Origin of the sequence: Enterococcus sp. AZ040, from assembly GCF_050499185.1 — a bacterium.
Lineage (GTDB): Bacteria > Bacillota > Bacilli > Lactobacillales > Enterococcaceae > Enterococcus_D > Enterococcus_D entomosocium.
Map to the genome: position 1 here is coordinate 534,869 of NZ_JBMHEW010000001.1, position 24,050 is coordinate 558,918.

Here is a 24,050-nt window from a genome sequence, read left to right on the forward strand (position 1 = left end):
CGTTTTCTATCAAAAATATTTCTCCCCAAAAACCTAAAAAACCTATTGCCCCCCAAGCCCACTTACTGTATAGTAAACAAGAATATTTCATGAAAATAACCAAAAATAACTAATTAAAAAGACTTTGTTATTGAAAATTGCGATTAAACGATGCTGTAAACGGAATGTAAGAAGGAGAAAACAATGACGTATTTAACAAACAATTTTGTGAATTGCATGATTACTTTAGGGTTTATCTTCATCCATCTATTTTCAAATGTTATCTCATCCAGAAAACTAAACGTGCAATACATGAGCTCCTTTGCCGCTGGGGTAGGAATCTCCTATGCGATCGTTCATCTATTGCCCCATTTGGCGTATTTTCAAACGGTGTTGATTGATGAATTTGGCTGGGACTCGGGGATTTTTTATAGTCATGGGGTCTATGGCATCGTTTTGTTTGGCTTAGTCTTCAGTTACGTGATCTACAAAATCGATGAGCGGACGTTTATGGTGTTAGAAAAAAAAGACATCACCAGTGCCAAAAACGCCTTTTTTTGGTCGGATATCGCTTTTCATGTGATTTATAATATTATGATCGGCTATATCGTGATTGCCAATACGCTATCAGAGCGTTTCTACATTTTGACCTACTTTATCGCTTTTGGTTTGCACTTTCTCATGAACGATTGGTTGCTCTATCACCATCATGGTGCCCTTTATAACAAATATGGCCGCTTTGTGCTTTCCTTCAGTATTTTCGCGGGAGCGGCGTTCTCCCTCTTTGTATCATTGCCCTACTATTTGGTGGTCATCATTGAAGCCTTGATCACCGGCGCTTTGCTGGTGAATATCATCAAATTTGAGTTACCCAATGAAGGGGAAGGCAGTATTCGTGGGCTATTGGTAGGCACGATCTGCTCTGGAATTTTGTTTGTATTTGTCTAACGCGAAAAGGAGGACTGAATCATGGATGATTCGGTCCTCCTTTTTTTATAAATACGCAAAGTAATTACTATTTTCTGTTTCAATCGAACAAATCACAATAGTTTTTTATTTTTTTGACCATTATTTACAATTTTGTTGCAATGTTCGCTTGCTTTTCCCAAAAACATTCTATAAAATGTAAGCGAATAGAAACCAAAAAAATAGGCACCTCGTATCTCTGCGCCAACAGATTTACGAGGCCCTGATCAGTCACACCCTTAAGACGGATGACCAATCAAGTTGCCATAGTTGATCGCCAAAGGCATCAACGTGTTTATTGTACCCGATTTCCTTGTCGATTTCTAGTAGATTCAGGCAGGTTTTTGGGCAAAAACCGTGGGATGCTGGACGCTTATTTTGCTATGCCAAAGGCATTGGACAATCTTGTCCAATGCCTTTTTTGTCGTTTGAAACGGTTCATGCGCAGGATCGTTTGCAGCGAATAACAGGTATGAAGATCAGTTGAGAACAGTTGCATGGAAAATAGGCAGTCATAGTTGAGAAATCCAAAGCCTTGCGTTCTTACTGTGTTCATAGCAATAGCGTTTTGGCGATCAGCACTTCAATCCTAGGTTCTTGAAGGTGGCAAGCCTTGGTTTCTATTCACACTTCGAAAAGATACCTGAACGCACTCTTTCAGCGATCTTTTAAGGTTAAGGAGGAAGCTTATGAAGGATTCGTTAAAGAAATTTATGGAAGAAAAGATGCTGCCATGGGGAATGAAAATTGGTGGTGAAAAGCATCTAGTTGCTATCCGTGATGGACTTGTCACCACGATGCCTTTGATTATTATCGGTTCCATTTTTGTTATTTTATCCAACGTTCCATGGGAAGGCTTTAACCTATTTGTTACTAGTATTTTTGGCGGGGAATGGCGCAGCAAATTAGACTTTGTCGTACAAGTGACCTTTGGTGTGATGGCGCTGTTCAATTCCTTTGCTATTGCGTATAGTTTAGCAACCACTTACCGCGTCAGCGGTTTATCTGCCGGTGTATTGGCAGCTTCGGTTTTTCTTTTAGTCACTCCGATTGAAGATGGCGGCATTCAAATGTCTTATCTTGGTAGCCGCGGGCTGATCGTAGCAATCATCACTAGTCTAATCACGGCGGAGATTTTCCGATTATTCGTACAAAAGAATATCGTGATTCGCATGCCAGAAAACGTTCCCCCGGCGGTCAGTCGCTCCTTTATTGCATTGATCCCCTCATTCTTTTGCCTCTCGCTTTTCTGGGTGATTCGTTTATTAGTGGAATCATTCGGCAACACGAATGTTCATGATCTGCTGTACAGCCTTGTGGGACAACCTTTATCGATCATTGGTGGAGGCTTTATAGGTGGTCTATTTGCCATTATGTTTACGTCATTGTTTTGGTCAGTGGGCATCCACGGTTGGGACTTGGTCTTGAGCGTCCTGCAGCCGACATGGATTCAAATGATCGATGAAAATCGGATCGCTTTTCAAAACGGCGAAACGATTCCGCATATCATCAATTATACCTTTATGAATACCTTTGTCTGGATTGGCGGTAGTGGGGTGATTTTGGGCTTGGCGATCTTGCTCTTAGTCAGAAGTAAAAGCAAGTATTTAAAAGAGTTGGGGAAACTCGGATTTCCATCAACGGTTTTTAATGTCAATGAACCCATCATGTTTGGGTTGCCCGTTGTTATGAATCCATTGATTTTGTTCCCATATATTCTGACACCGGTCGTTTGCTATATCATCTCTTATACGACAGTTGCCATGGGGATCGTCCAACCTGCCGTCGTTTTGGTGCCCTGGTCGATGCCGCCAATCATCGGCGGTTATCTAGCCACAGGCGGACATATTTCGGGGGCAATCTTACAGCTGGTGAATCTGACGGTTTCTATAGCCATCTATTATCCATTCTTCAAAATGCTAGATAATCGGACATTAGCCAGTGAACTCGGTTCAGAAAGTGGGGCGTAAAATGAAGACAAAACGATTATTGAATTGCACGGCAGCTGATTTTAAATCATTTGATAAAGACCAACTATTGGAAAGTATCCGAGGAAGTGCAGGTCGGACGATCGTAGCAGAAAATGATGTCCAAATCGATCCGATGTCTAGAGGAATCACCAATGCTGAATTCGTCGCTGCATTTGGGGCGGATTTGATTTTACTGAACCTTTTTGATTGCGAAAACGGCGCTATCAAAGGTTTACCGACAACGGATGACCCCATTCGCTTTTTGCAGTGCTTAACGGGGCGGCCTATTGGGGTCAATCTTGAGCCTGTCGACGATTGTGCGGAGCAGATGGAACAGTTGACAACTATCGCTACTGGGCGTTTGGCAACAAAGAAAAACATGGCTCGTGCAGAAGCACTTGGATTTGATTTTATCTGTCTGACAGGAAATCCTTCCACTGGCGTTTCAAATAAGGAAATCACAGCGGCAATCCAACAAGCAAGAGCCGTTTTCTCTGGGATCATTATTGCTGGAAAAATGCACGGAGCTGGTGTCAATGAACCCGTGTTAGATGAAAAAATTGCGTCTGCGTTCATTCAAGCGGGAGCCGATGTTATTCTTGTACCCATTGCAGGCACGATTCCTGGTCTGAGTGAACAACACATGAGTGATCTTGTAGCCTTTATTCACCAAAAAGGGCAGTTGGTCATGGGCACCATCGGTACTACACAGGAAGGTGCAGATACAGGTACGATCCGTGCCTTGGCATTGACTAGCAAACGTGCCGGCTGCGACCTTCATCATATCGGAGATGCAGGTTTTTCTGGGACCGCTGATCCCGAGAACATCTTGCAACTATCCATCGCCATCAGAGGCAAGCGCCATACCTATCACCGAATGGCCGTCTCAGTGAACCGATAGGTGGAACAAATCGGCACATGCCTATGAAATGCAAGAAGTGTTAGAAGAATTTTTCGTTGAATGTTGAATAATGAAGCAAGACCGAAACAGAGAGTGAGTTCTTTGTTTCGGTTTTTTATAGTGAGTAGCATTGAAGTGTGGATAAAGTGTTTTTATAATAAATCTATCGGAGGTGCGTATGTTTAAGATAGGTGAATTTTCAAAGCTCTCTCAAGTGAGTATCAGAATGTTGCGTTACTATGATGAGATGGGTCTATTAAAGCCCGATAGGATTGATACGTTTACTGGTTATCGACTGTATTCGGCTGTTCAATTGCCTGAACTCAATAAAATACTCTATTTGCGTGATAGCGGCTTTAGTGTAGCAGAAATTGCGGTGTTGCTGAAAAACCAAGAGCAGGACTTCCTTGCAGAACAATTAGAAAGAAAAAAAGATGAAATTGAGACAACTATAGAGGCGGAAAAACAAAAATTAATCAAACTAGAAGTAGCTAAATTAGAATTGACGAAGGAACGAACAGAGCGCAATTATCAGGTCACAATGAAAGCAGTCCCGAGTTATCATGTGCTCTCCCTTCGCAAAGTCATACCAAATTATTTTGCTGAAGAGGAACTGTGGAGAGAACTAGCCACTTTTATGGAGCTTCATAAAATAAAGAATTTCGGACAATCATTTTCGATTTATCACGACCAAGAGTTTAAAGAAAAAAATGTCGATGTTGAATTGTGTGTGCAAGTGAAAGCAGGCCTGCAAGTAGATTCCAAAGTATTTTCTATCTACGAAACGGAGGCAGTGCCAATTATGGCGTGCACGATGGTGTACGGTGCATTCTCCAACATAGCCAACGTCTATTTGTCCTTGGCTGAGTGGCTACAAGAACATCCTTATTACCAAATGGACGGACCAGACAGGCAAATCGTGCATCGCGGTCCTTGGAATGAGCAGGAGGAAAGCAATTATTTGACTGAAATACAAATACCACTCATAAAACGATGAGTAGCAGATTTTTTCTATTTTCTCTTGACTCTCACATTGTGTCAGGCACTATTCTAAGAGCACAAAGAGGAAATGGAGGAAAGAAAATGACAGAATATAAACTACAACCGATCGGAATCATTCAAAACAATGAGGACGGATGCTTGCTCAAGCTAAAGAAAGAATATGTTCCAGCTTTGGCAGGGATTGAAGGATTTAGTCACCTTCAATTAGTATGGTGGTTCAGTGATTTTGCGGATGCAAAGTATCGAATGATTTTGGATGCTGAGCAACCCTATAAACATGCGCCTGAAAAAATGGGGATATTTGCTACGAGATCACCCATCCGACCAAATCCAATTGCATTAAGTGTTGTTCAAGTATTATCAGTCGATGTTGAGAAAGGAATTCTTTCTATTCCTTATATTGATGCAAACGACCAAACGCCACTAATAGATATCAAACCGTACACACCAAGTTTGGATCGAGTAGAAGTGCCCAGAGTTCCTTCCTGGTGCCATCATTGGCCGAACAGTTTAGAAGAATCTGCTGATTTTAATTGGGAAAATGAATTTAATTTTTAGAGGATAAAAAATAGAGGAATCAATCGGTAGATTGTTGGCGCAACAATGAAAATTTAAGAAATGTCGATGTTCGATTCAAGTAAAGAAAAAACGCGGTTTGTTTTTAAGGGACATCCTCCGCTATAATTGGGGGGAACATTAGGAAGAGCGAAAGGAGTACACCACATGCTAACAGGCAACAAAGTCACTTTAACCCCTGCGGAAATCAAAGATAAAGAAGCGGTCTATCAATGGTGTTTTCACTCTGAAACCACAAAATATCATTCCGGACCACCTTCTTATCCTAATGCACCGATCGCCACTGAAGCAGAGTTTTTTGAGGACTATCAAGAGTATTACTTTACTGGTGCCCAACCGCAAGATGGCAGAGGCTTTTTGATTCTACATGCAGGTGAACCTATTGGCTTTATTAGTTACTCCTCGTTTCATCTAAAAGACGGCATAGCAGAATTGGATATCTGGTTGAATCGAGAAGGTCATTGTGGTAAAGGATTTGGTACCGATGCGATCGTCACCCTCGGTGATCATTTACATGAAACATTCGACATTCAAAAATTGATGATGCGACCATCGAGAAAAAATATCCCTGCAGTCAGATCTTACGAAAAGGCTGGTTTTACGCAATCTACCCAAGACCTTGCTGACTATTTGTTGGAAGAGTATCTTGCTTTATATGCCGAAGGGGATTATGGGGCAGAAGAAACGGTGACATTGATCAAAACGTTTCCGTCAACTGTAGTGAGCTGATCTGGCTGATCTGGCCGATCTCTAACATTCGGCTTCAAACGATTAAAGGTTATTTCATGAAAACAGTCCATTTCACTTTGCAAGCAAGGGGAAATGGACTGTTTTTTACCTTTTAGCAATTTAAGGTCATTCAAAATACTCCTTCTTCGCTCTATCTTCTAACTTCGTTCGCACTCTAAATTCCTTCCTATACAATAGTTATCGAAAAATTGCATAAGCCCTCTATCCTTGCTATTCCAACATTGAGAACAAAACATAAAATAAACATAGTTTTTTTGCAAAATTCCGAGAAACAGCGAGAATGTTTGTGCTATAATGGTCGCTCACTGTAAAAATTCAATAGAATCTGGGAGGGTATAGCATGCAGGAATACATTACGATCCACAACGCCAGGCAGAACAATTTGAAGGGCTTTGACTTGAAGATTCCCAAAAGAAAAATCACGATTTTCACGGGTGTCTCTGGTTCTGGCAAGTCATCGATCGTCTTTGACACGATCGCACAAGAAGCTGGTCGACAGCTGAATGAGAACTTTTCGAAATTTGTCCGCAACTTTTTGCCAAAATACAGCCAGCCCGATGCGGATGCCATCGACAATCTTTCGATGGCGGTAGTAGTTGATCAAAGCCGTTTAGGCGGCAATTCCCGCTCTACATTAGGGACGATCACGGATATCAACCCCTTGATCCGCTTGCTTTTTTCTCGTCTTGGTCAACCGTATTTAGGTCCTGCATGGAATTTTTCCTTCAATGACCCTCATGGGATGTGTCCCACTTGCGAAGGGATTGGGCGGATCGTCGGGTTAGATTTAGAAAAGGCACTGGATCTTGAAAAGTCCTTGAACGAAGGGGCGATCCTGCTTCCTGGCTACAAAGTCGGCTCTTGGCTACTGAAGTCCTTCACCAATACGGGCTTTTTTGACAATGACAAGCCGTTGAAAGAATATAGCGAAGAAGAAATGAACCGCTTTTTGTATGCCCAAGGAGAAAAAATCGATTCCTTGTATATGGAAGGCATGAGTTCCACCTATGAAGGCTTAGTCGCTCGTTTTAATCGCTCCAATATCAAAGGCGGCAATGAAAGCTCCGCTGCTACGCAGAAGAAAATCGCTTCTTTCATGAATGAGCAGAAGTGTCCTGACTGTCAGGGAAAACGATTCAATCCACAAGTACTCGCGTGTAAAATCGCGGGCTATTCGATTGCGGACGTTTTGGCGATGCAAGTGGATGAACTATTGACGGTTCTTCAAGAAATCTCGGAGGAGAGTGTCCAACCCCTGCTTCAAAACATCCAAGCGAGAATCACTGATCTGATCAATATCGGGTTGGATTATGTTTCCTTAGACCGTGAAACAACGACGCTTTCTGGTGGGGAAAGTCAGCGGGTAAAAATGGTCAAACACTTGTCTTCTAGCTTGAACGATGTGATCTACATTTTTGATGAACCGAGTATTGGGCTGCATCCAAGGGATGTCCATCGATTGAATGAATTGTTAGTCAAACTACGGGACAAAGGGAACACCGTCATCGTAGTGGAGCATGACCCAGATGTCATTAAAGCAGCCGACCATATTATCGATGTTGGTCCTAAAGCTGGGAAAAATGGCGGCTATATTACTTACGAAGGAACCTTTGAAGGATTGCTGCGCTCAGATACACTGACTGGCAAAGCCTTTGGACAGATGGTGGATTTCAAAGAAGCCCCTCGCAGAAGCCAACAGTTTATCGAAACGAAAAAATCGACGCTGCATAACTTGAAAAATACAGCACTGCGGGTGCCATTAGGGGTATTTACGGTGGTGACCGGTGTCGCTGGTTCTGGAAAGAGCAGTTTGGTAAATGGTGTTTTTGCCAAAGAATACCCTGAAGCCATTACGATCGATCAATCAGCGGTGGCGGGGAATATTCGCTCTAATCCTGCAACCTATTCAGGAATCATGAATGACATTCGCAAGTTGTTTTCGCAAGAAAACAAGGTTTCAGCAGGTCTTTTTTCCTACAATTCCGAAGGTGCTTGTGAAACATGTAAGGGCCACGGGACCATCAAGATGGAGCTGTCCTTTATGGATTCCGTCGAGGTTTTGTGTCAGGCCTGCGGCGGCAAACGGTTTAAAGAAGAAGTCTACCAGTATCGCTTGAAAGGCAAGTCGATCGATGAAGTCCTTGCCATGAGTATCACGGAAGCGGTGGAGTTTTTTGAGGAAAAAGCGATTCAAAGAAAACTAAAACAGATTTTGGCTGTAGGTCTAGGATACATGACCCTCGGACAGCCATTAAATACCTTGTCTGGCGGTGAATGCCAACGACTGAAGTTAGCAAAAGAATTAAGCAAAAAAGGCAATATCTACATTATGGATGAACCAACGACCGGATTGCACATGGCCGACATCAAAAGCATCTTGGCGATCATCGAACGATTAGTGGAAAAAGGCAACACGGTGATCGTGATCGAACACAACCTTGAGGTCATGAAAGCAGCGGATTGGCTGATCGATGTCGGTGTTGATGGTGGGATTCGCGGTGGTGAAATCTTGTACGAAGGAACCCCAGACCAACTGATCAATTGTCAATCGTCGATTACTGCGCAGTATTTATTTTAACGAAAAAACCAAGACTAGCCGTAAGCAGCTCTTTTCATCGAGTGTTGCTTGCGGCTTTTTTCATTCCATCGAAGAAGCGATTACAAGTTAGAAAATAAAATTCAGAACGCTATTTTTTTCATTATTAGTAGGTTTTTTGATAAAAATACTGTAAATTTGAGTATATAATTACCAAATAGTGGTCTATTTATGTAATAGTATAGAAAAGAATCTCTTGAAAAAGGAGTGGAGTGGATGAGAGAGCTGCAATTGGCCTTCATCAGCAACCGCACAACCGCGCGGTTGTTTCGGCTGTTGAGTACGATTGAGCGAGATCGGGTGTTTACGATTGGCGACTTAGCTGAGCGCAATCAGGTAACTCAGCGGACGATTGCCAATGATATCAAATACATGAAAGAATATTTTGGGGACAGTATAGTTCTTGTTTCCGGCAATAGCGGGTTTGTTTTCGAAGAGAAAAAGCCTACAGAATATCAAAAAAGAAAACAAAGTTTGTTAAAAAATGAATGCTTATTTGAAATTATCGGGAATATCTTTCATGGCAAGTTAGCTAAGGTGGATGAGCTAGCACATCATTACCATTTTTCAGAGAGTACATTTCGGCGCTTACTCAATCAGCGCAACCCTATTTTGAAAAGCTATGGCTTACAATGGACCTCCAATCCTTTAACGATTGAAGGAAGCGAAGCCAACTTACGTAAGTTTTTCAAAGATTTTTATTATGAAGGGGTCGAAACGATCTATACATTGGTCCCAGACCAAGTATTGCATGACCTGATTTTAGGGCAATTGGATGACAAGTTCGGCTATTATGAAATCGGATCTGGGGCGACCCCCGCAGCGTTTTACTATACGTTTTATATTGCCATCAAACGCGCGAGCCTTGGCTATCATATCACTGTGCCCAAAGAACTGGTCAGGCAAGCGTATAAAGGGAATAGTTTCGCCAAACTTTATTCCTTGAAAAAAGGCATTGAAGAAATCTATCAGACCCAGTTGCCCAAAGAAGAATTTGCTTGGATCTACTTGGTCACCCTGTGTAAGCGAACCTTGGATCAAGAAGAACGAGAGCAGAAATTTTACCGTCAGTTTCATCAAGGTACAGCGATTGCAAACGTGGCCGAATTGTTTCTGCAGAACCATGATGTGCCCAAAGAGCAAGCCATTACGGTGGCGACGTTTTTACGTTCTTTCTTTTTATCGAGGAAAATAAACCATGCGATTGCGCCGGTTTTGAACAAGGAAATGGATGATATCAAAGAAGTGATCATGCGTTCCAACAGCGAGAATTATCAAAAGAACTTACAATTTCTTAAGGAGCAGAGCAAAAAACTCTCTTTGTCTAGTGCTTACTTAGAAGACATCTGTGTCAGTTTAACAATTTATAGCGAGTTGATTTTCGATTATTACGCACCAGCAAAAACCATTTATTTTCTCCTAGAAGGAGATCATTTTGTGTGCCAGCACATTCAAACTCGAGCAATCCAGCGGTTTGGCAGCAAGCACGAGTTGACCTTTGTGCAGCTGCAATATTTAACAAAGAAGACGCTAAATGGATCACATATTGATTTGATCGTGACCAATTACAATCGCTATCTCGTCGATTACAAAGTCAAAACAGATTATTTATTATTAAAATCTCTTCCAGATGATCGAGATTGGGAACATCTTGAACGGAAAATAAACCCGTATCAAAAACCGCTTTTTTAAACCCATTCCCGTACCTTTCACACAGTGAAAGAGGTAGGTTATTTATTCATCTATTTCAGGTGTTTATGAAAATAATGATTTTCTTTTGCTAAAGGACCACGCTATTCTTAGTTTAGTAAGGACCACGCGTGATACACTTACAGTTTTTTTCGTCTCAATAACCTTCGTTTTTAAGAAATAGGAACTCGTATGTAGATATTATTTTACAAAAACCCAATCTAACAACTTTCTTCAGACATTTGATTCGTCCAAATGTCTTTTTTTGTCGTTCCCCCAAAAACGAAGAATATTGAGACAACTTTGTGTGAAAAGGAGGAGGCTGTTTCTTAGCTTCAACCTTCTTGACGCACCAAAGACTTGAAGAAAGGAGGATATGATGAAACTACTTACATTGTTTTCTGCAGTATTCCTACTAAGCAGCACGGCGGTCAACACGACGCTGGCGTTCCAGCAAGTTGCTTATGCAGAAACAGAGTCACTTTCTGAAGAGACGCAACACTCCTCAACTGAGGAAACCACTAATTCTGCTGATCTATCGGAAGACCAAGAAACAACCGAAGAAAGCAGTGAAGAACAATCTTCTTCGGAAGCCACGGATGATTCCACGACAGCTAGCCAAGAAGAAGCAGAGGAAAATGAAGCACTGCCCGAAGCAGAAACGCCAGATAGCTCAGAAGATGAAGCGGAAACAGAAGCTGAGAATGAGCAAGTCGAAAGGTTTGATGCTGAAGCTTCAGCGGTCGCATTGACTGTAGTAAGTGAGGCGCAATTGCGGGCAATTTTACTTGGGGAATCCTTCACCGATGAAGATGGCACGGAGTATCATTACGAAGAAATCGCCAATGATCAATCCTTGGTGCTTACTTTTGCCAACAACTTGGCATTAACTGAGCCAATCAGTGGTATCCAACGGACAGACGTTACTTTTCGTAGTCAAGATACGCCTGTGATCGTTTCGCAGACGGCGGCAGAGAACCTGATGCAGTTTGCGGCACCTGTTCAACTGACTTGGCAAGGGGTGCAACAACAAGGCATTCAGTCGGCGCAAGGGCTGGCTCAAACAACTGGGGCTTCAACGATTACCTTTGAAGATACCCAACTGGAGCTGACCACTACCGCAGGACGCGTGGTGAATAACAACCAAGCACATCTTCATTTCAAAGGAACCAATGTGGTGACGACAGCGACGTCTTCCATTCCAACGTTATTCACGGCTGAAGGACTCTTGGTCGAAGGCCAATTGACGATCAATCATCGCTCATCAAATGCCACACCAATCTTTGAAATGAATCAAGTAGTAGTCGCTAGCCAAGCTGAAATTTCTGTCACCCGAAGTACCAACAGCAATACTGGCACTGTCTTTCACATGACAGGTACCGCAGCAAGCCTTGATTTTGGTCAAGGAAGTATGACCACGATTCGCCAATCTGGCGCAATGGTTTCTCTACCAAATGCCAATCAAGATAGTCGGTTGACGCTAGCAACCGGGGCAACACTAGATGTTGGCACGGGACAGGGGCTTTCTGGTAATTCCACCAGCACGCTAGGCGAAGTAAGGTTACAAGCAGGGAGTCAGTTAAAACTATCTGAGTACGGGACGGTCAGCGGGACGCCCGCCATCAATGTCGGACACCGCTTCATCGTTGAAAATAGTACCGCGGACCAACCTACCATTATTGAAGGAACGCGGACGGGCACAACGACCGGAGCTTTTATCCAGCTCCAAAGTGCAAATTCCTCCATCGATTTTGGGGAGAATACACAAACGCGAATATCGCAGCATGGACCGATGTTTACGGGTGTGGCTAGTACCACGATAGTGATTCAAGACCACGTGAAAATGAACAATCAGCATAGCAACGGGTTTAATGGCAACGTAGCAGTCAACAGTATTGCGATTGGTGATCAGGTGGATATAACCATAAGTGAACCTAGTAATGCCACTGTTGGTCAAGCGTATCGAACCTTTTTCGCAACGTCTTCGGTTCAAATCGGAAGTCATACAACAATTGACGTGCCGAGAACGCGAACGACCTCTTCAGCAAGTACATCGAATGTCGTCATCGGCTTAGCATCAAGCAACGGGAAAATCACCATTGGTGACTATTCTGAAATAGCCGTGAACCAGCGAGGGGCGTTTGTCAACGCAAGTTTGTCCCATGTCACTTTAGGGAAATACTCAAAATTAACGGGCGTATTAGGGAATGGCTTTACCGCTGGAACGATGGTCGATCAATTTGAGCTGCTTGAAGGGGCTGAAATCAATGTTGCTGAGCATTCAACGAGCACAGCAGCCAATTCTTTTTCCGTGCAACGACGTTTCTTCCTAGGAGAAAAAGCAGCGATCAATTATTCTCGCACATCATCAGCAGCCAATCCTTTCATTGCACTGGGTTCAACGTCGACGGCTTCACAATTTTTGTCAGAAGCAAATGCAACCATCACCCTCAATCAAGTAGGACCATTGGTGACTGGTCGCAGCACAACAGATATCTATATTGGTGAGGCAAATACGATCAGCCTACAAACCGCACAAGGCTTTACCGGTGGTACCTCATCTGCTGCTTCTTCAACCATTCGCCGGTTGCATGTGGGCGATCACTCTGAAATCACCGTTTCTGGACGAAGCAATGCAAATGTTGATTTTTTCCGGTTTAGAGAAGAAATCAAACTAGGTCGTGAAGCGGAAGTAACGGTCAATCATACTACGCGACAAGCTGCACGAGCCGTTTTTCGTTTAACCTTGGCGAATTCGAAATTTACGATGGAAGAAGGAAGTAAAGTCGAAGTTGATACTGGTGGACGATTTCTACAGGGAGTCGGAACAACAGATCTGTTATTCGGCGAAAATTCCTATACGAGAATAAACGCTGCTAGAGGAATGACAGGAAACACCACTGTTCGTTCAGTTACGCTTGCGCAACATGCTGAAGTGCATTTGACAGAGCCAACAACGACGGCGATTCAAAATTCAGCAACAAGTCAAAATTATTCCAGAATCCGAGTATCACAAAGAGTGGAGTTGCAAGACAATGCTACCATGACGTCAAGAAGAGATCGAACGACTTCAGATTCCCGATTTATTTGGTTGACTGCTAGTAATTCATTTGTTCGGATTGGTAAAGGGGCTACCCTCGACGTGGATCAATCTGGAGGAATCTTTAGAGTAACGACTTCCTCTAATTTCATTCTCAATGATGAGGCAACATTTAAAGGTGTTGCGAGAGGTTTAAATACTCAGGCGGGAGGCAATGCCTCAAGCAATCATTCGAATTCATTTGCGAATATCACAGTAGGGGCCAGAGCTAATTTTTCCATGACCGATAATCGGACAGGCATGGGAACATCAGCGGAATTTATCAATCGCCCGTTAGTCAATGTGCGGAATTCATTTTCGGCAGGAGAAGATTCTACGGTTGTATTGGAAACCATAAGAAATAAATCTGAAGTTCTTTATTTCAGACTTGCCAATGCACGATTGAATATAAACAATGTGAATTTGTTTGAAATTAGTCATCCTACGACAAGAACTGGTCAAGCCAATGCGCAATTGCAGCGTTTGATCCGATCTGCACAAAATACGGTTGCGAACGGTTTGAGAATCAATGTTGCGAGTCAAAAATTAGCAGTTTGGGAAAATGCTTCTTTAGATGAACCAACAGAAGAATTTATCAATATTTCCGGAACGATGCGAATCAATCGAAATGGGGGGAATACATTCCCTTATGGCGGCACAGGAAATGGCGAAGCGCGTTCCAGATTACTGAGTGGCGAGCAATTAGAGGGTTCTTTGGAAAGTCTGGAAAAACAAACGGACATTTACCAAGTGATTGCTAAGAATAACTTCAATAAGATTCGTTTTTCAGAACCAGAAGGCCTCATTGCCCGAATCGATGCATTGAGTGATCAGTCGACTGAAATCACTGGTTCCATGTACGAGGATACCGATATCACCTTGATCTCCTATACAAATACCGATGGAGAAATCGTCGAATTGGACAAAAACTCTGAACGAATCGAATGGGGCGACTATCGGGATGAAAATCAGCTGTATCGCTATTTCCGCATTCCCTTAAGAGAAAATGAGCGATTGGAAACAGAGACAGAAGTGTCGATTTTCTTATCGAAACCTTCGATTGAGACCTATGTCGATGTGACCGCTCGTCAAACGGTGATTAAAGGTGTGAATTTTGAAGCATACAATATCACCTTAGATCGCTATAAAATTAATGAATTAAGCACGCAAGAAGAATTAGATGCTTTGATCCTTCAAGAAAGTCGCGCGCAAGCCGCAAATGTATTGACGGAAGCGGATATGACGGATGACTTTCGCATCGTAGAAACGGATCTTACACGAGAAGTGGACGAAGACGGCAGCTACTTCGCTGTTCTTGAGGTGGGGAATAAAGCCTACCAGATGACTATCGGTATCGATGTGACATCGAAACTGGAGCATATGCGAGTGACGATCCCGACCAAAATGGTCTTTGAATCCTTGTACAATACGGCGGAATCGAATCGTAATTTTGAAAGCCAAGCGTATGAGATCCGCAATCAATCGCCACTTGCTGTGGATACCTATATCAATCAATTGGCGATCGATGATCATGCCGGAATCGTCTTGTTAGAAGAGGGAGAAGATCCCCTCGATTACGCTGAAAGTGAAAGCGAAGAGGAAGACCCAACCCTTACTTATGACGATATCTCAACCCCGCTGTTGCGATTGAACCTAAAAACGGAAGAAACCCAGATTCAACTCTATGAAGCGATGGAAGAACAACACTTGGTTCGCTTAGAAGAAAGAAGTCGCGTGCCGATTTCCTTAACAGGGGATTTCTATGGGGATTACCCGCAATGGGTCGTTGATTCAGAAGCCGATCAAGGCGGGTATTATGAAGACTTGCTCGTACCGAATTATCGCATCGTCTTACGCTTTGTTCCACGAGACTAAGAAAAAAAGATCGTACCAAACGTGAAGGAGGTGAATCCATTGGAGCAAACGAATCAAACCGAAAATAAAAAACGACGGAAATGGCTCTGGTGGTTGTTGCTATTGGCCGTACTTGCCGGTGGACTCGGGTACTATTTCTATCAATCAAAAGAAGCAGTTCCGTTGATCAGTGCAGACCTTTTGCCTGAATCTGGCGATGCCACCGATCAGCGATTATCTGAACGGGCGCAGGAAATTGCAGATGCGAATTATTTCACCCTGCAAATCAATCCAGAAGCCATTTTTGAAGATGGTCAAAGCACGGGATCCATCGAAATCGTTAATCCAGGCACCAATGTGTACCCAATCGCCGTGGATATCTCTTTACTGTCGAGCGGGGAAGTCATCTATTCTTCCGGTGCGATCTATCCAAATCAATTTGTTGAAAATGTCGCCTTAGCGACACCATTGGCAAAAGGCGAGTATCCTGCCAAAGCCACCATCAATATTTACGACCCTGAAAGCAAAGAAAAACAAGGGGTCACTGAAGCTGAATTAACGATTATCGTTAAGAATTAAAAAAAGGAAAAGTGAGGAAATAAAAATGAAAAAATTTGTAGCAGCTATTCTAAGTACAGCAACGATCGCAGGAGTAATCGCAAGCGGCACCACCGCTTTTGCGACACAAACTATTGACGGACGTGAAGGCGATACGTCAGGAGATGTCCAAGTAAACGGGATCATCGGTGAATTCGATAATACAACACCTGGACCAAATCCCGATGATTTGAACCAATGGATCAATGTAACGATTCCAACGACTGCTTTGTTCTATACGACAGAAGCGTCAAGTCATACAGAGATCGTTTCGCCTACGTACACAGTGACAAATAACTCAGCAGTTGGTGTGATCGCTTCTGTTGCAGGTGTTGATACACCATTGAATATGTCTGAAGTAGACTTGTTAAACGTAAACGGGATTGAGTTGTTTGAAAACGGCACACCAACTGTAACAGAAACAGAATTGTTTACCCTTGAAGGCAACCAAGGAACGAATGAAGGGACGTTTGCGTTCACTGGTGAAGCAACTCCTGTCAATGCATCAGAAGAATCAAACCCAAGTTTCAAATTGGTCTTGAGTTTTGCGCCGGATGTAGAGGAAGACTAAAAACTGAAATCCCAGTAAAGAAGGGATCTATCGTATGAAAAAACGAAAAAGAATCATTTTTTTCATCGCTGCATTACTGGCTCTGACTGTCTGGGAGCTATCAGAAACCATTGTCGCAGAGGCGACAACAGGGCAGGTCACTGTGACTGGTCGAATTGGTGAAACAGCGAAGAAAGAGGAAGAAGCAGACGATGACAATAAGAAAACGATCGTCGCAGATGCTTCTCAAATCGGACAAGGGAAATTACCGCAAACAGGTTCTTCAAACACAAGCAGTTTGATCATCCTTGGGTATGCACTCTTAGTACTGTTTGTCATTGCAGCGACAAGAAAAAAGAAGCACGGTGAAAGCGTCGCTCCTTAACTATCGTCATCGCTAGAAGCGTAAAGGAGAAACTGTGAGGAAAACTTACAGTTTCTCTTTTTTAATGAAAGAGTAGAGCGGATAAAAAATGAATCATAAAAGTAAGCAGTCCTTAGTGATACCACAAACGCTGTATAAGTGAGGTCAGTGATAGTTTTGAAAGGATACAGAAGATGAAGATCAAGAAAGAAGCGTTTGAAAGAACCATCATAAATAGTGAATATATTGGCTACTACTATCATCTGCTGACTGCAGATTCTAGCCCCTATCCCCAAGGGGAACAAATAGATAAGATGCGTTACTTATTAGAAAATAATCACATAGAAGAAATAAAAGCGAATGCTCGCTATTTGTTCATTTTTCGTACGTATAAAGTACCTAGTGTCCTACAAAAAGAGTATCAGTTGTTGGAAGAATGCGTCTCGTACATCTCAAATTTGAACACCCATTTGTTGATGCCTCAAGAAGCAATTGAGCAAAGTCTTTCAATCAAGGCAGAAGATGAGGCGAAGGATCAAAAAGAGCATTACAAGCAACTGGTCAGAGGGTTGCTGGATATTCTTCATTGACTACTGGACCTTGGTGTTTTTTCAGTAGCTAGAAAAAGTAGTGAATAGATAACGAGAAAGAATAGGCTGAGACTTAGGAAGAAAATAAGGGGGCTTGTTCCCCTCAAAGAAAGGAGCAAAGAAGCTTGACTGTATTTACTTCAAAGATAGAATATCTTGATGGATTTCAAAAGAAATTTACGGATTCCAATCGTGAAAATGGTGCCTTAGCCTCTTATGTAGAAAAGCAATTAACGTTACTTGATCAATTGGTAGCAGGGATTTCTCCAGAAACATTTTGGGCGATCACCCCAGATATTCTGGGAATCGATGCCAAACTGGTTTTAGTCACAGAAATGATGCGATTTGACGATTTTTCCGATGACGAGATCATCCGAATCGTCGAAAAAGATTATCGCTTTTATCTGAAAGAATTGTGCGGTTACAATCTAGGAATGGAAACGAAGCATTCTCTGGTTTTCAACGTGAGATAAATCAAGGAGGGGAATAGTCGGAATCACTTCTAGCAAAACGATTTGGTAAGAAGTGATGAGTATTTTTAATGTTTCTGCAATTAGTAAAGGTGAGCGATTGAAATAGAAGGTTTGTATCGAAAAAAAGGGTGAATAGACAAAAAGCATTCAGGAATTGGTTTCTTGAATGCTTTTTGTCTATTCATTTATCTGAAAAAGGTCTTTGCTTTGGTTTCTACTCCCTCTCATGTAAAATCACCGTTAAAACGATGCCGAATCAGCAAAAATTCTGCAAATAAAATTATTTGTGTTATATTTGAAGGGCATCTGTTCATTTTTTTAATATTCGTTTATTTTTAATCGCGTATAGTGAGAAAAATAAACGACGCGATGGCTATTTTTTTCGCTTTAATTGATTAGCTGGGGAAGGTTTGTCCAAATAAAACCCTTGTTGAAGAAAAATCTCTTCTTCAAGCAAGTACTCATGGATATCCGAGGTTTCGACCCCTTCGACAATAAATTGGATTTTACGATTGCTGGCGATATTTCGCCAGAAGTCGATCAAAAAGAAAATCTCCTTTTGGGACAGCACTCGCAACGAGATAGGCGAAAATTTGATCACATCGATTTTATCCAGCATCGGTGCAATATTTGTCAGTGAATGAATGCCTGTCCCTACATCATCCAATGCGACAGAAAAGCGCATCTTTTTTATTTGGTTGATTTTGTTCATAAGAAAAGACTTGGGATCACAGGCGATAGAAGGTTCCGTATCGTCTTCGGTGATCTCAATCAAAATACGATCATGGTAGGGTGCTAAGTCAGCTAACATCAGAAAGGTTTCTGGGTAGCTGAGTTGTTGCGGGTGGATATTAAGACTGATTTTTGTTTCTTCATTCGGGTGAAGTAAGCTGAAAATTTCATTTCGGTACCATTGCAGTAAGCGAGTGTGTAGCTTTTTGTATTTGATCACTTGCTGGAAGAAGGAAAGGGGAAACCTATTTCTTTCGGTACTTCTCAATAATAATTCGTAGCCAATCACTTTCTGACTATCTGCTTTCATTTGAAAGATAGGCTGGGCATCAAAATATAATTGAGGAAATATCGATAAGAGTTCTTGTTCTATTTTCTCAGACATTGGTTTCTGCTCCTTTCTGGGGTAGTTTTATTTTTGGTTTCATGAAGTGCAGGAAAGGAAGATCGAGTTCTTTACCTGCATTGTTAAAGAATCGAGCCTTTCAAAATCATGGGCGAAGGATTTTAAAGAAAAATCTATGAAAGAAAGAAGGAATAGTGTGTTTGTCCATCTGATTTATGCTGCGATCTATTCTATTTTAGTTGTAAGCTTGCTCATTTCGTATGATTTGTTTATCAAGAACTTCAAAGAATTGAATTTACGCTTGTCATTTAAAATTCTTATCGGTGTCGTTCTGTTCATTTCGCAAGTCTACTTTATTATATCATTTTCTTTGAACAGTATCGGTTATGTTGCGTATGAATATACGATTCCAATCTTTATTTATTATTTTGGTATCCTCAAAGAAAAAATATATCTGATTGGGCTGGTCCCCGTCATCTTGCTAACTTTTTTTGCATTGATCAATAAATTCGAATGGGGAGCCATGCTCTTTATTATCGGATTAAATTACATCATTTTAATCATTACTTGCTTATTAAAGAAAAGATTTTACGGACAGACAAATCATACTGTCTTTTATCTATTTTCGATTGTGGTTACGGTTGTCTCGCCGATGGTCAATGCATTGCTTTTTCATCGCCGTGAAGTTGGTCTTTGGGATGCTGTCACTTTAGGGATTGGATCAGTGGCAATCGTTTCTTTATGGAAGTATTATCTGCAGAATCAAAAAAACTTTCTCGAAAAAATCAATACGAAGATCATTGAGCGCAATTATGATGAGTTGACGAAGGTAAAAAATTTCCGTAGTTTGAACGAAGATATTTCAAAATTGGTGATAAACGAGAAGGATCAGCTGGTCGTGGTGATGATGGATTTAGATCATTTTAAGCAGATCAATGATCACCATGGACATCAAATCGGCAATCAAGCCTTAACCTTCTTTTCGGATAAACTGACGACATTTCTCTATCAAAAAAGTCCTTCCCATTTAATCGAAGTCTATCGGTATGGTGGCGAAGAATTTTTAGTCCTATTTAAAGAGAATACTTCCGTGTCAGTGAAAAAAATTATTGAAGAATTTCATTTGTTCTTAAGTAATGAACAGTTGAAACTAGAGGGAACACAACTGACCCTTTACTTTTCAGCAGGGATTTCAGAAGCAGGTCCTACGTTAGACATTTCAGAAATCTTTTATCAAGCGGATCAAGCATTGTACGAAGCCAAAAGGAAGGGCAGAAACCGCACGATTATATTTTCTTGAGACGCTTGCTTTTCTAAAGAAGGTTCCGCAGTCTTTTCTCAAGTAGATTGGGTGTTGTAGGAAACCAAAAGGAAAGACAAGGCCGTATGATTTTTTTAGACGAATGCTTTTCAGAAGAAGTTTTAATAAAGAGACAATGTTCGCAGGCTTCTTTGTCCAGCGTCGTAGCTTTTTCAAAAGGAAGAGGGGAAGCAATCTGGTAAGTATAATGGTTTACTAAACGGTTTCCGATTATCTTGAGAGGTTAAGCGAGGATAGAAAGGCAAGGAGAGTGCTTTTTAAGAAGTGGGAAGAAACCACTTCTTTTTTTGCACCAAGCATTGGGTAGCCGCACTTGGCAGCATCGAATTGGTTTTCTGCGTGTTTACACCCTTAGAAAGCAATGGTATATTTATTTGATAAGTAAATAAAATTATTTTTTTCCTGTGTGTAACGAAGACTGACTAAGGAGACTTCCCTATGAAACCAATTCGGCGATCACTGTACCAAAGTGCTTTATACGTAGCTATTCCTTTGATCGTGAGTCTACTGATTGGCTACTTAGCCAAATGCTCACTCCTGATTCCTGCATCCATTATTTATGGCGTTCTCTTGGTGTTTATGATCCCTTCCGATAGCTTTTTATCAAGCAGCGTGGACTACCAAACGAAAAGCATGAATCCAAGTTTTCGTCCTCCGCCATTAAAGAGAAGGATCGAAGGTGCGCCAGAAACGATCAATTTCCTCTTCGTTTTAACGGCACTGGTTTTGTGTTTGCTGCTCTTGTTGGTTGGGTAAAGGGAATTCATAGAAATTAAGTACTAAGAAGAATGTCGAAAAGAAAAGGAGAACAGCGATGAAATTACTCAAACAAATCAATTTAATGGATGATAAAAAAACAATAAAGAGATTGAATCTCGCGGCGATCCCTAGTTTTATTTTTTTCTATGTGTTCTTTACACTCTTTGTCTTAGGTGGTCATGGGTCAAATGCTGAAACTTCGTTTATTTTCGATCTTTTGCTCTTAATGGTTGCGTATTTTATTCTCATCATTATTCATGAATTGATCCATGGTGCCTTCTTCAAGCTTTTTGACCCTAAAGGGAAGGTAAAGTTTGGGTTCAAAAATGGGGTAGCATATGCCACGAGTCCCCATTCCTTTTATTCAAAAGGGAAATTTGCCATCATTTTATTGGCGCCATTCCTTGGCATTTCTGTGGGTCTCTTTCTATTTTATTTATTTGGCTGGTTGACGGCATCTCTTTTCACCTTGATTGCTGCCGCACATGCCGCTTCTTGTGTGGGAGACTTTTACTTTCTTTTTCTGATTGTTAAAGCACCAGCGAACAGTTGTGTAGAAGATACTGAAGTGGGGTTGAATATTTATCAAGGAGAGTAGTTTATTTTTTCAATTGATCTTGGCAAAATCAAAGAGCAAGAAAATGTATGCTAGAAAATCTCTTACAAAAAAACAAACACCTCAAAAGTGTTTGTTTTTTTGTAAGACTGTTTATAAATAACGTATATAGCAAGAAGACTGTTCGGCCGACAAAAAGAAAATTTGTTTTAAACGACCGTTTTCTTACTAGCGCTTTACCGATACAACGGCAAACTACCAGCGACTTTATTGATACTCTTTTTCTTGCCTTTTAAACAAAGACCAAAATAAGCCAGTGTTTCTGTGGGAATCGTCTCAAGCGTCTGACGGTATTGCTCGTAAGAATTGGTGGTCTGAGCAACGTCGGAAAAATCAATGATGGTTACTTCTGGATCTGCTTGCTGACTGATCGATTCACGAATGGTCTGCAACTGCTCCTTGTTCGTTTTTAAGATAGGAATGGGAAAGTTGACAATGCCAAGGTGTTTTCTGCCTGTCGAATCGTAAATATCTTCTCCGATTCCTTCGGGAAACAATTTGCCCAAGGTTGCGCCTAAAATTGCAGCAGTATTTGCAACTAAGCCAATCGGTAATTGTTCATCGATAATCATGACACATTTTTCTTGGTTATTCATACGTTCTCACTCCATCTTCTTGGTAAATTGTTTGGTAAGCTTTCGGGGTGACCCCAATCAAGCTTTTAAAGATACGGGTAAAATGACTTTGGTCACTAAAACCTGTCAGAAAAGCGACTTCTGCAATTGCTTCTTGTGATTCTAGTCTTTTCTTGGCAGCACTGATGCGCACCGTACTTAAATATTGAAACGGCGACAGCCCATACGCTTTGGTAAATTGCCGAATCAAGACGTACTGATTCATTCCAAGAACGTCACTTAATTCACTCAAGGACAATTTTTCGGCATAATGTTGATCGATATAGGCTTTTGCCGCTGCGGCTTTATTTGAAACCGGATCTGTTTGTTCGTGGGTGAAATCCGCATACTGAACAAGCAGGTCGTGAAGGAGACAAGTAAAGCGTTCTTGTTTTTCAAACTCATCGCCGCGATCCGACAGCAGCAGCTGATGAACTGCATGAAGTTCCTCTTTTTCTTTCACTTGGCGAATGACCGGTTCAGGAAAGTGCGGCGTCAATTGAGTGTTAAAAATTTTTTGTACTTGTACGGCCATGTTCTCCGGGGTTAAGTGGATATTGCGGTAAACCAGCTTCTCCTCCGTGAGTTGCTGGCAGCGATGGGCAGCCTTTGGTGGAATCAAAATCAAGTCGCCTGCTTCAACGATATAGCAGGTATTTTGACAGGTGAATTGACGCGTTCCAGCTTCCATCAAGCCAATCACATAATATTCGTGCCAATGGTTAGGAAACTCCTGCTGGATGCCGTTAAATAATAAAGCCTCTACACCAAGGGTGCTATCTTGAATGATTTTTCGTTCATTTCTCATCTGCATTCTCCTTTTTGTTACTATAACAAAAGTGGTTTTTGGTGAATAGAATGATATTGACTTTTGACTATTTTTCTTGATGGAAGGCCCTTGATTGGGATTGAGAAAAGGGGCTGGAGAAGGTCGGAAAAGAGTGGACCAGGATTGAAGAGAGAACAGCGGGTTATTTTGACGATTTTATGTAATGAATCAAAGCAAATGGACCATGCACCGTGAAAAAATAATGACAAATCCTTGGCATTTGAAAGTTTTATTGATGGAAGTATGGTACCATTTGACTGCAGTAAAGTTTGTGACGGTGGCTATCTTTGAAAGGTGGTGGTGCTTATGAATGTAAGTACTAACTCCTCAGAAAGGAGAAGCCTTTTTGTCCACAGCGGAAGCAATCGGGCTAATGATCAGTTTTGGTACATTTACCGCCATGCTGATCTTTGGTATCCTAGCCGCAGTGAAAAATGACAAAAAAAAATAACCGTCGACTTTAACAGGGAAACGGTTATCTTTTAAGTTAAAAAACCTGTCACCGTCTTAAATGGCGCTGCAGAGGGGTTGTGGCAACAACTCCTCTTTACATAGTTAGTATAGCAAGAAGAGAGTGATTTTTCAACTTTAACAAGGATATTTTCAAACAAAATCGATAAGCGACATAGGCAAAACCTTATTCTCAATTGGAATAAGGTGTTCGATGTAGTCATTTTTGAAAAGTGTTCGAACATCTAAAAACGAATGCAATGTTTAAAGAAAAGGGAAGCATTATTATCGAAACTAGCGGCTAATAAGTTCCAGATAAATTCTGGTACATTTATTGCCGTGCTGCTCTTTCGTATCCTAGCCACAGTGAAAAATGACAAAAAAATAACCGTCAACTTTAGCAAGGAAACGGTTATTTTATTACTAATAAAACCCTGTCGCCTTCTT

21 protein-coding genes are annotated in these 24,050 nt (G+C 41.5%); 18 read left to right on the forward strand and 3 right to left on the reverse strand.

Annotated features, from left to right (window positions below):
* The first annotated feature begins 183 nt into the window (after positions 1–183).
* The 14 genes from IGK63_RS02505 to IGK63_RS02570 all read left to right on the forward strand — a co-directional run bounded on the left by IGK63_RS02505 (position 184) and on the right by IGK63_RS02570 (position 17,936).
* Entirely contained in the window at positions 184–927 is a 744-nt protein-coding gene (locus IGK63_RS02505) for a hypothetical protein (RefSeq protein WP_008377866.1), read from the forward strand.
* A gap of 707 nt (positions 928–1,634) precedes the next feature.
* Positions 1,635–2,915: a PTS cellobiose transporter subunit IIC gene (gene celB, locus IGK63_RS02510; RefSeq protein WP_195265273.1), complete on the forward strand. Its 1,281-nt coding sequence runs from the start codon at positions 1,635–1,637 to the stop codon at positions 2,913–2,915.
* A 1-nt stretch (position 2,916) separates the two neighbouring features.
* A complete protein-coding gene (locus tag IGK63_RS02515) occupies positions 2,917–3,816 on the forward strand; it encodes a hypothetical protein (protein WP_016612446.1) in 900 nt (299 codons plus the stop codon).
* Between the two features lie 178 nt (positions 3,817–3,994).
* A complete protein-coding gene (locus tag IGK63_RS02520; RefSeq protein ID WP_016612447.1) occupies positions 3,995–4,813 on the forward strand; it encodes a MerR family transcriptional regulator in 819 nt (272 codons plus the stop codon).
* 86 nt (positions 4,814–4,899) lie between these two features.
* Positions 4,900–5,376, forward strand: coding sequence for an SAM-dependent methyltransferase (locus tag IGK63_RS02525; protein WP_034872811.1), 477 nt, complete (start codon positions 4,900–4,902; stop codon positions 5,374–5,376).
* Between the two features lie 165 nt (positions 5,377–5,541).
* Positions 5,542–6,123 carry a GNAT family N-acetyltransferase gene (locus tag IGK63_RS02530; RefSeq protein WP_016612449.1) on the forward strand — a complete coding sequence of 194 codons (582 nt, stop codon included), beginning with the start codon at positions 5,542–5,544 and terminating at the stop codon, positions 6,121–6,123.
* A 361-nt stretch (positions 6,124–6,484) separates the two neighbouring features.
* A complete protein-coding gene (locus IGK63_RS02535; RefSeq protein ID WP_016612450.1) occupies positions 6,485–8,722 on the forward strand; it encodes an ATP-binding cassette domain-containing protein in 2,238 nt (745 codons plus the stop codon).
* Positions 8,723–8,956: 234 nt separating this feature from the next.
* Complete coding sequence (locus IGK63_RS02540; RefSeq protein WP_016612451.1) at positions 8,957–10,432, forward strand: helix-turn-helix domain-containing protein; 1,476 nt, start codon at positions 8,957–8,959, stop codon at positions 10,430–10,432.
* A 373-nt stretch (positions 10,433–10,805) separates the two neighbouring features.
* On the forward strand, positions 10,806–15,383 hold the full coding sequence (locus tag IGK63_RS02545) for a hypothetical protein (RefSeq protein ID WP_429972426.1): 4,578 nt from the start codon (positions 10,806–10,808) through the stop codon (positions 15,381–15,383).
* Positions 15,384–15,422: 39 nt separating this feature from the next.
* On the forward strand, positions 15,423–15,941 hold the full coding sequence (locus tag IGK63_RS02550) for a hypothetical protein (RefSeq protein ID WP_034871937.1): 519 nt from the start codon (positions 15,423–15,425) through the stop codon (positions 15,939–15,941).
* A 25-nt stretch (positions 15,942–15,966) separates the two neighbouring features.
* Positions 15,967–16,530 (forward strand): hypothetical protein, encoded by a 564-nt coding sequence (locus IGK63_RS02555; RefSeq protein WP_008377887.1) that lies wholly within the window; start codon positions 15,967–15,969, stop codon positions 16,528–16,530.
* A gap of 34 nt (positions 16,531–16,564) precedes the next feature.
* Complete coding sequence (locus tag IGK63_RS02560) at positions 16,565–16,894, forward strand: LPXTG cell wall anchor domain-containing protein (RefSeq protein ID WP_429972427.1); 330 nt, start codon at positions 16,565–16,567, stop codon at positions 16,892–16,894.
* A 173-nt stretch (positions 16,895–17,067) separates the two neighbouring features.
* Positions 17,068–17,463 (forward strand): hypothetical protein, encoded by a 396-nt coding sequence (locus IGK63_RS02565; protein ID WP_008377891.1) that lies wholly within the window; start codon positions 17,068–17,070, stop codon positions 17,461–17,463.
* A gap of 125 nt (positions 17,464–17,588) precedes the next feature.
* Complete coding sequence (locus IGK63_RS02570) at positions 17,589–17,936, forward strand: DUF7006 family protein (RefSeq protein WP_016611346.1); 348 nt, start codon at positions 17,589–17,591, stop codon at positions 17,934–17,936.
* Positions 17,937–18,309: 373 nt separating this feature from the next.
* Here the strand turns inward: IGK63_RS02570 and IGK63_RS02575 are convergent, their stop codons facing one another.
* Positions 18,310–19,053 (reverse strand): EAL domain-containing protein, encoded by a 744-nt coding sequence (locus IGK63_RS02575; RefSeq protein WP_005232094.1) that lies wholly within the window; start codon positions 19,051–19,053, stop codon positions 18,310–18,312.
* 136 nt (positions 19,054–19,189) lie between these two features.
* Here IGK63_RS02575 and IGK63_RS02580 point away from each other — a divergent pair, with 136 nt between their 5' ends.
* The 3 genes from IGK63_RS02580 (at position 19,190) to IGK63_RS02590 (ending at position 21,692) form a co-directional block, all read left to right on the forward strand.
* A complete protein-coding gene (locus IGK63_RS02580; protein WP_429972428.1) occupies positions 19,190–20,314 on the forward strand; it encodes a GGDEF domain-containing protein in 1,125 nt (374 codons plus the stop codon).
* Between the two features lie 459 nt (positions 20,315–20,773).
* A complete protein-coding gene (locus tag IGK63_RS02585; RefSeq protein ID WP_005232089.1) occupies positions 20,774–21,091 on the forward strand; it encodes a hypothetical protein in 318 nt (105 codons plus the stop codon).
* A gap of 58 nt (positions 21,092–21,149) precedes the next feature.
* Entirely contained in the window at positions 21,150–21,692 is a 543-nt protein-coding gene (locus tag IGK63_RS02590; RefSeq protein WP_016611343.1) for a DUF3267 domain-containing protein, read from the forward strand.
* Positions 21,693–21,886: 194 nt separating this feature from the next.
* On the opposite strand, the gene IGK63_RS02595 is transcribed toward IGK63_RS02590, so the two are convergent.
* Together IGK63_RS02595 and IGK63_RS02600 are read right to left on the reverse strand one after the other, a co-directional pair.
* A complete protein-coding gene (locus IGK63_RS02595; RefSeq protein ID WP_005232083.1) occupies positions 21,887–22,306 on the reverse strand; it encodes a DUF2000 domain-containing protein in 420 nt (139 codons plus the stop codon).
* A complete protein-coding gene (locus IGK63_RS02600; protein ID WP_034871906.1) occupies positions 22,299–23,132 on the reverse strand; it encodes an AraC family transcriptional regulator in 834 nt (277 codons plus the stop codon). Before IGK63_RS02600 ends, IGK63_RS02595 begins: the two co-directional genes overlap by 8 nt.
* 367 nt (positions 23,133–23,499) lie before the next feature.
* Between IGK63_RS02600 and IGK63_RS02605 the strand changes: the two genes are divergently transcribed.
* Positions 23,500–23,604, forward strand: a complete 105-nt coding sequence (locus IGK63_RS02605) for a putative holin-like toxin (protein ID WP_017144486.1) — start codon at positions 23,500–23,502, stop codon at positions 23,602–23,604.
* The last annotated feature ends 446 nt before the right edge of the window (positions 23,605–24,050 follow it).

Bases quoted from the DNA above. Each gene is read 5' to 3' on its own strand.
- IGK63_RS02505 (WP_008377866.1), top strand. From the start codon at position 184: ATGACGTATTTAACAAACAATTTTGTGAATTGCATGATTACTTTAGGG.
- celB (WP_195265273.1), top strand. From the start codon at position 1,635: ATGAAGGATTCGTTAAAGAAATTTATGGAAGAAAAGATGCTGCCATGG.
- IGK63_RS02515 (WP_016612446.1), top strand. From the start codon at position 2,917: ATGAAGACAAAACGATTATTGAATTGCACGGCAGCTGATTTTAAATCA.
- IGK63_RS02520 (WP_016612447.1), top strand. From the start codon at position 3,995: ATGTTTAAGATAGGTGAATTTTCAAAGCTCTCTCAAGTGAGTATCAGA.
- IGK63_RS02525 (WP_034872811.1), top strand. From the start codon at position 4,900: ATGACAGAATATAAACTACAACCGATCGGAATCATTCAAAACAATGAG.
- IGK63_RS02530 (WP_016612449.1), top strand. From the start codon at position 5,542: ATGCTAACAGGCAACAAAGTCACTTTAACCCCTGCGGAAATCAAAGAT.
- IGK63_RS02535 (WP_016612450.1), top strand. From the start codon at position 6,485: ATGCAGGAATACATTACGATCCACAACGCCAGGCAGAACAATTTGAAG.
- IGK63_RS02540 (WP_016612451.1), top strand. From the start codon at position 8,957: ATGAGAGAGCTGCAATTGGCCTTCATCAGCAACCGCACAACCGCGCGG.
- IGK63_RS02545 (WP_429972426.1), top strand. From the start codon at position 10,806: ATGATGAAACTACTTACATTGTTTTCTGCAGTATTCCTACTAAGCAGC.
- IGK63_RS02555 (WP_008377887.1), top strand. From the start codon at position 15,967: ATGAAAAAATTTGTAGCAGCTATTCTAAGTACAGCAACGATCGCAGGA.
- IGK63_RS02560 (WP_429972427.1), top strand. From the start codon at position 16,565: ATGAAAAAACGAAAAAGAATCATTTTTTTCATCGCTGCATTACTGGCT.
- IGK63_RS02565 (WP_008377891.1), top strand. From the start codon at position 17,068: ATGAAGATCAAGAAAGAAGCGTTTGAAAGAACCATCATAAATAGTGAA.
- IGK63_RS02575 (WP_005232094.1), bottom strand. From the start codon at position 19,053: ATGTCTGAGAAAATAGAACAAGAACTCTTATCGATATTTCCTCAATTA.
- IGK63_RS02580 (WP_429972428.1), top strand. From the start codon at position 19,190: ATGAAAGAAAGAAGGAATAGTGTGTTTGTCCATCTGATTTATGCTGCG.
- IGK63_RS02585 (WP_005232089.1), top strand. From the start codon at position 20,774: ATGAAACCAATTCGGCGATCACTGTACCAAAGTGCTTTATACGTAGCT.
- IGK63_RS02590 (WP_016611343.1), top strand. From the start codon at position 21,150: ATGAAATTACTCAAACAAATCAATTTAATGGATGATAAAAAAACAATA.
- IGK63_RS02595 (WP_005232083.1), bottom strand. From the start codon at position 22,306: ATGAATAACCAAGAAAAATGTGTCATGATTATCGATGAACAATTACCG.
- IGK63_RS02600 (WP_034871906.1), bottom strand. From the start codon at position 23,132: ATGAGAAATGAACGAAAAATCATTCAAGATAGCACCCTTGGTGTAGAG.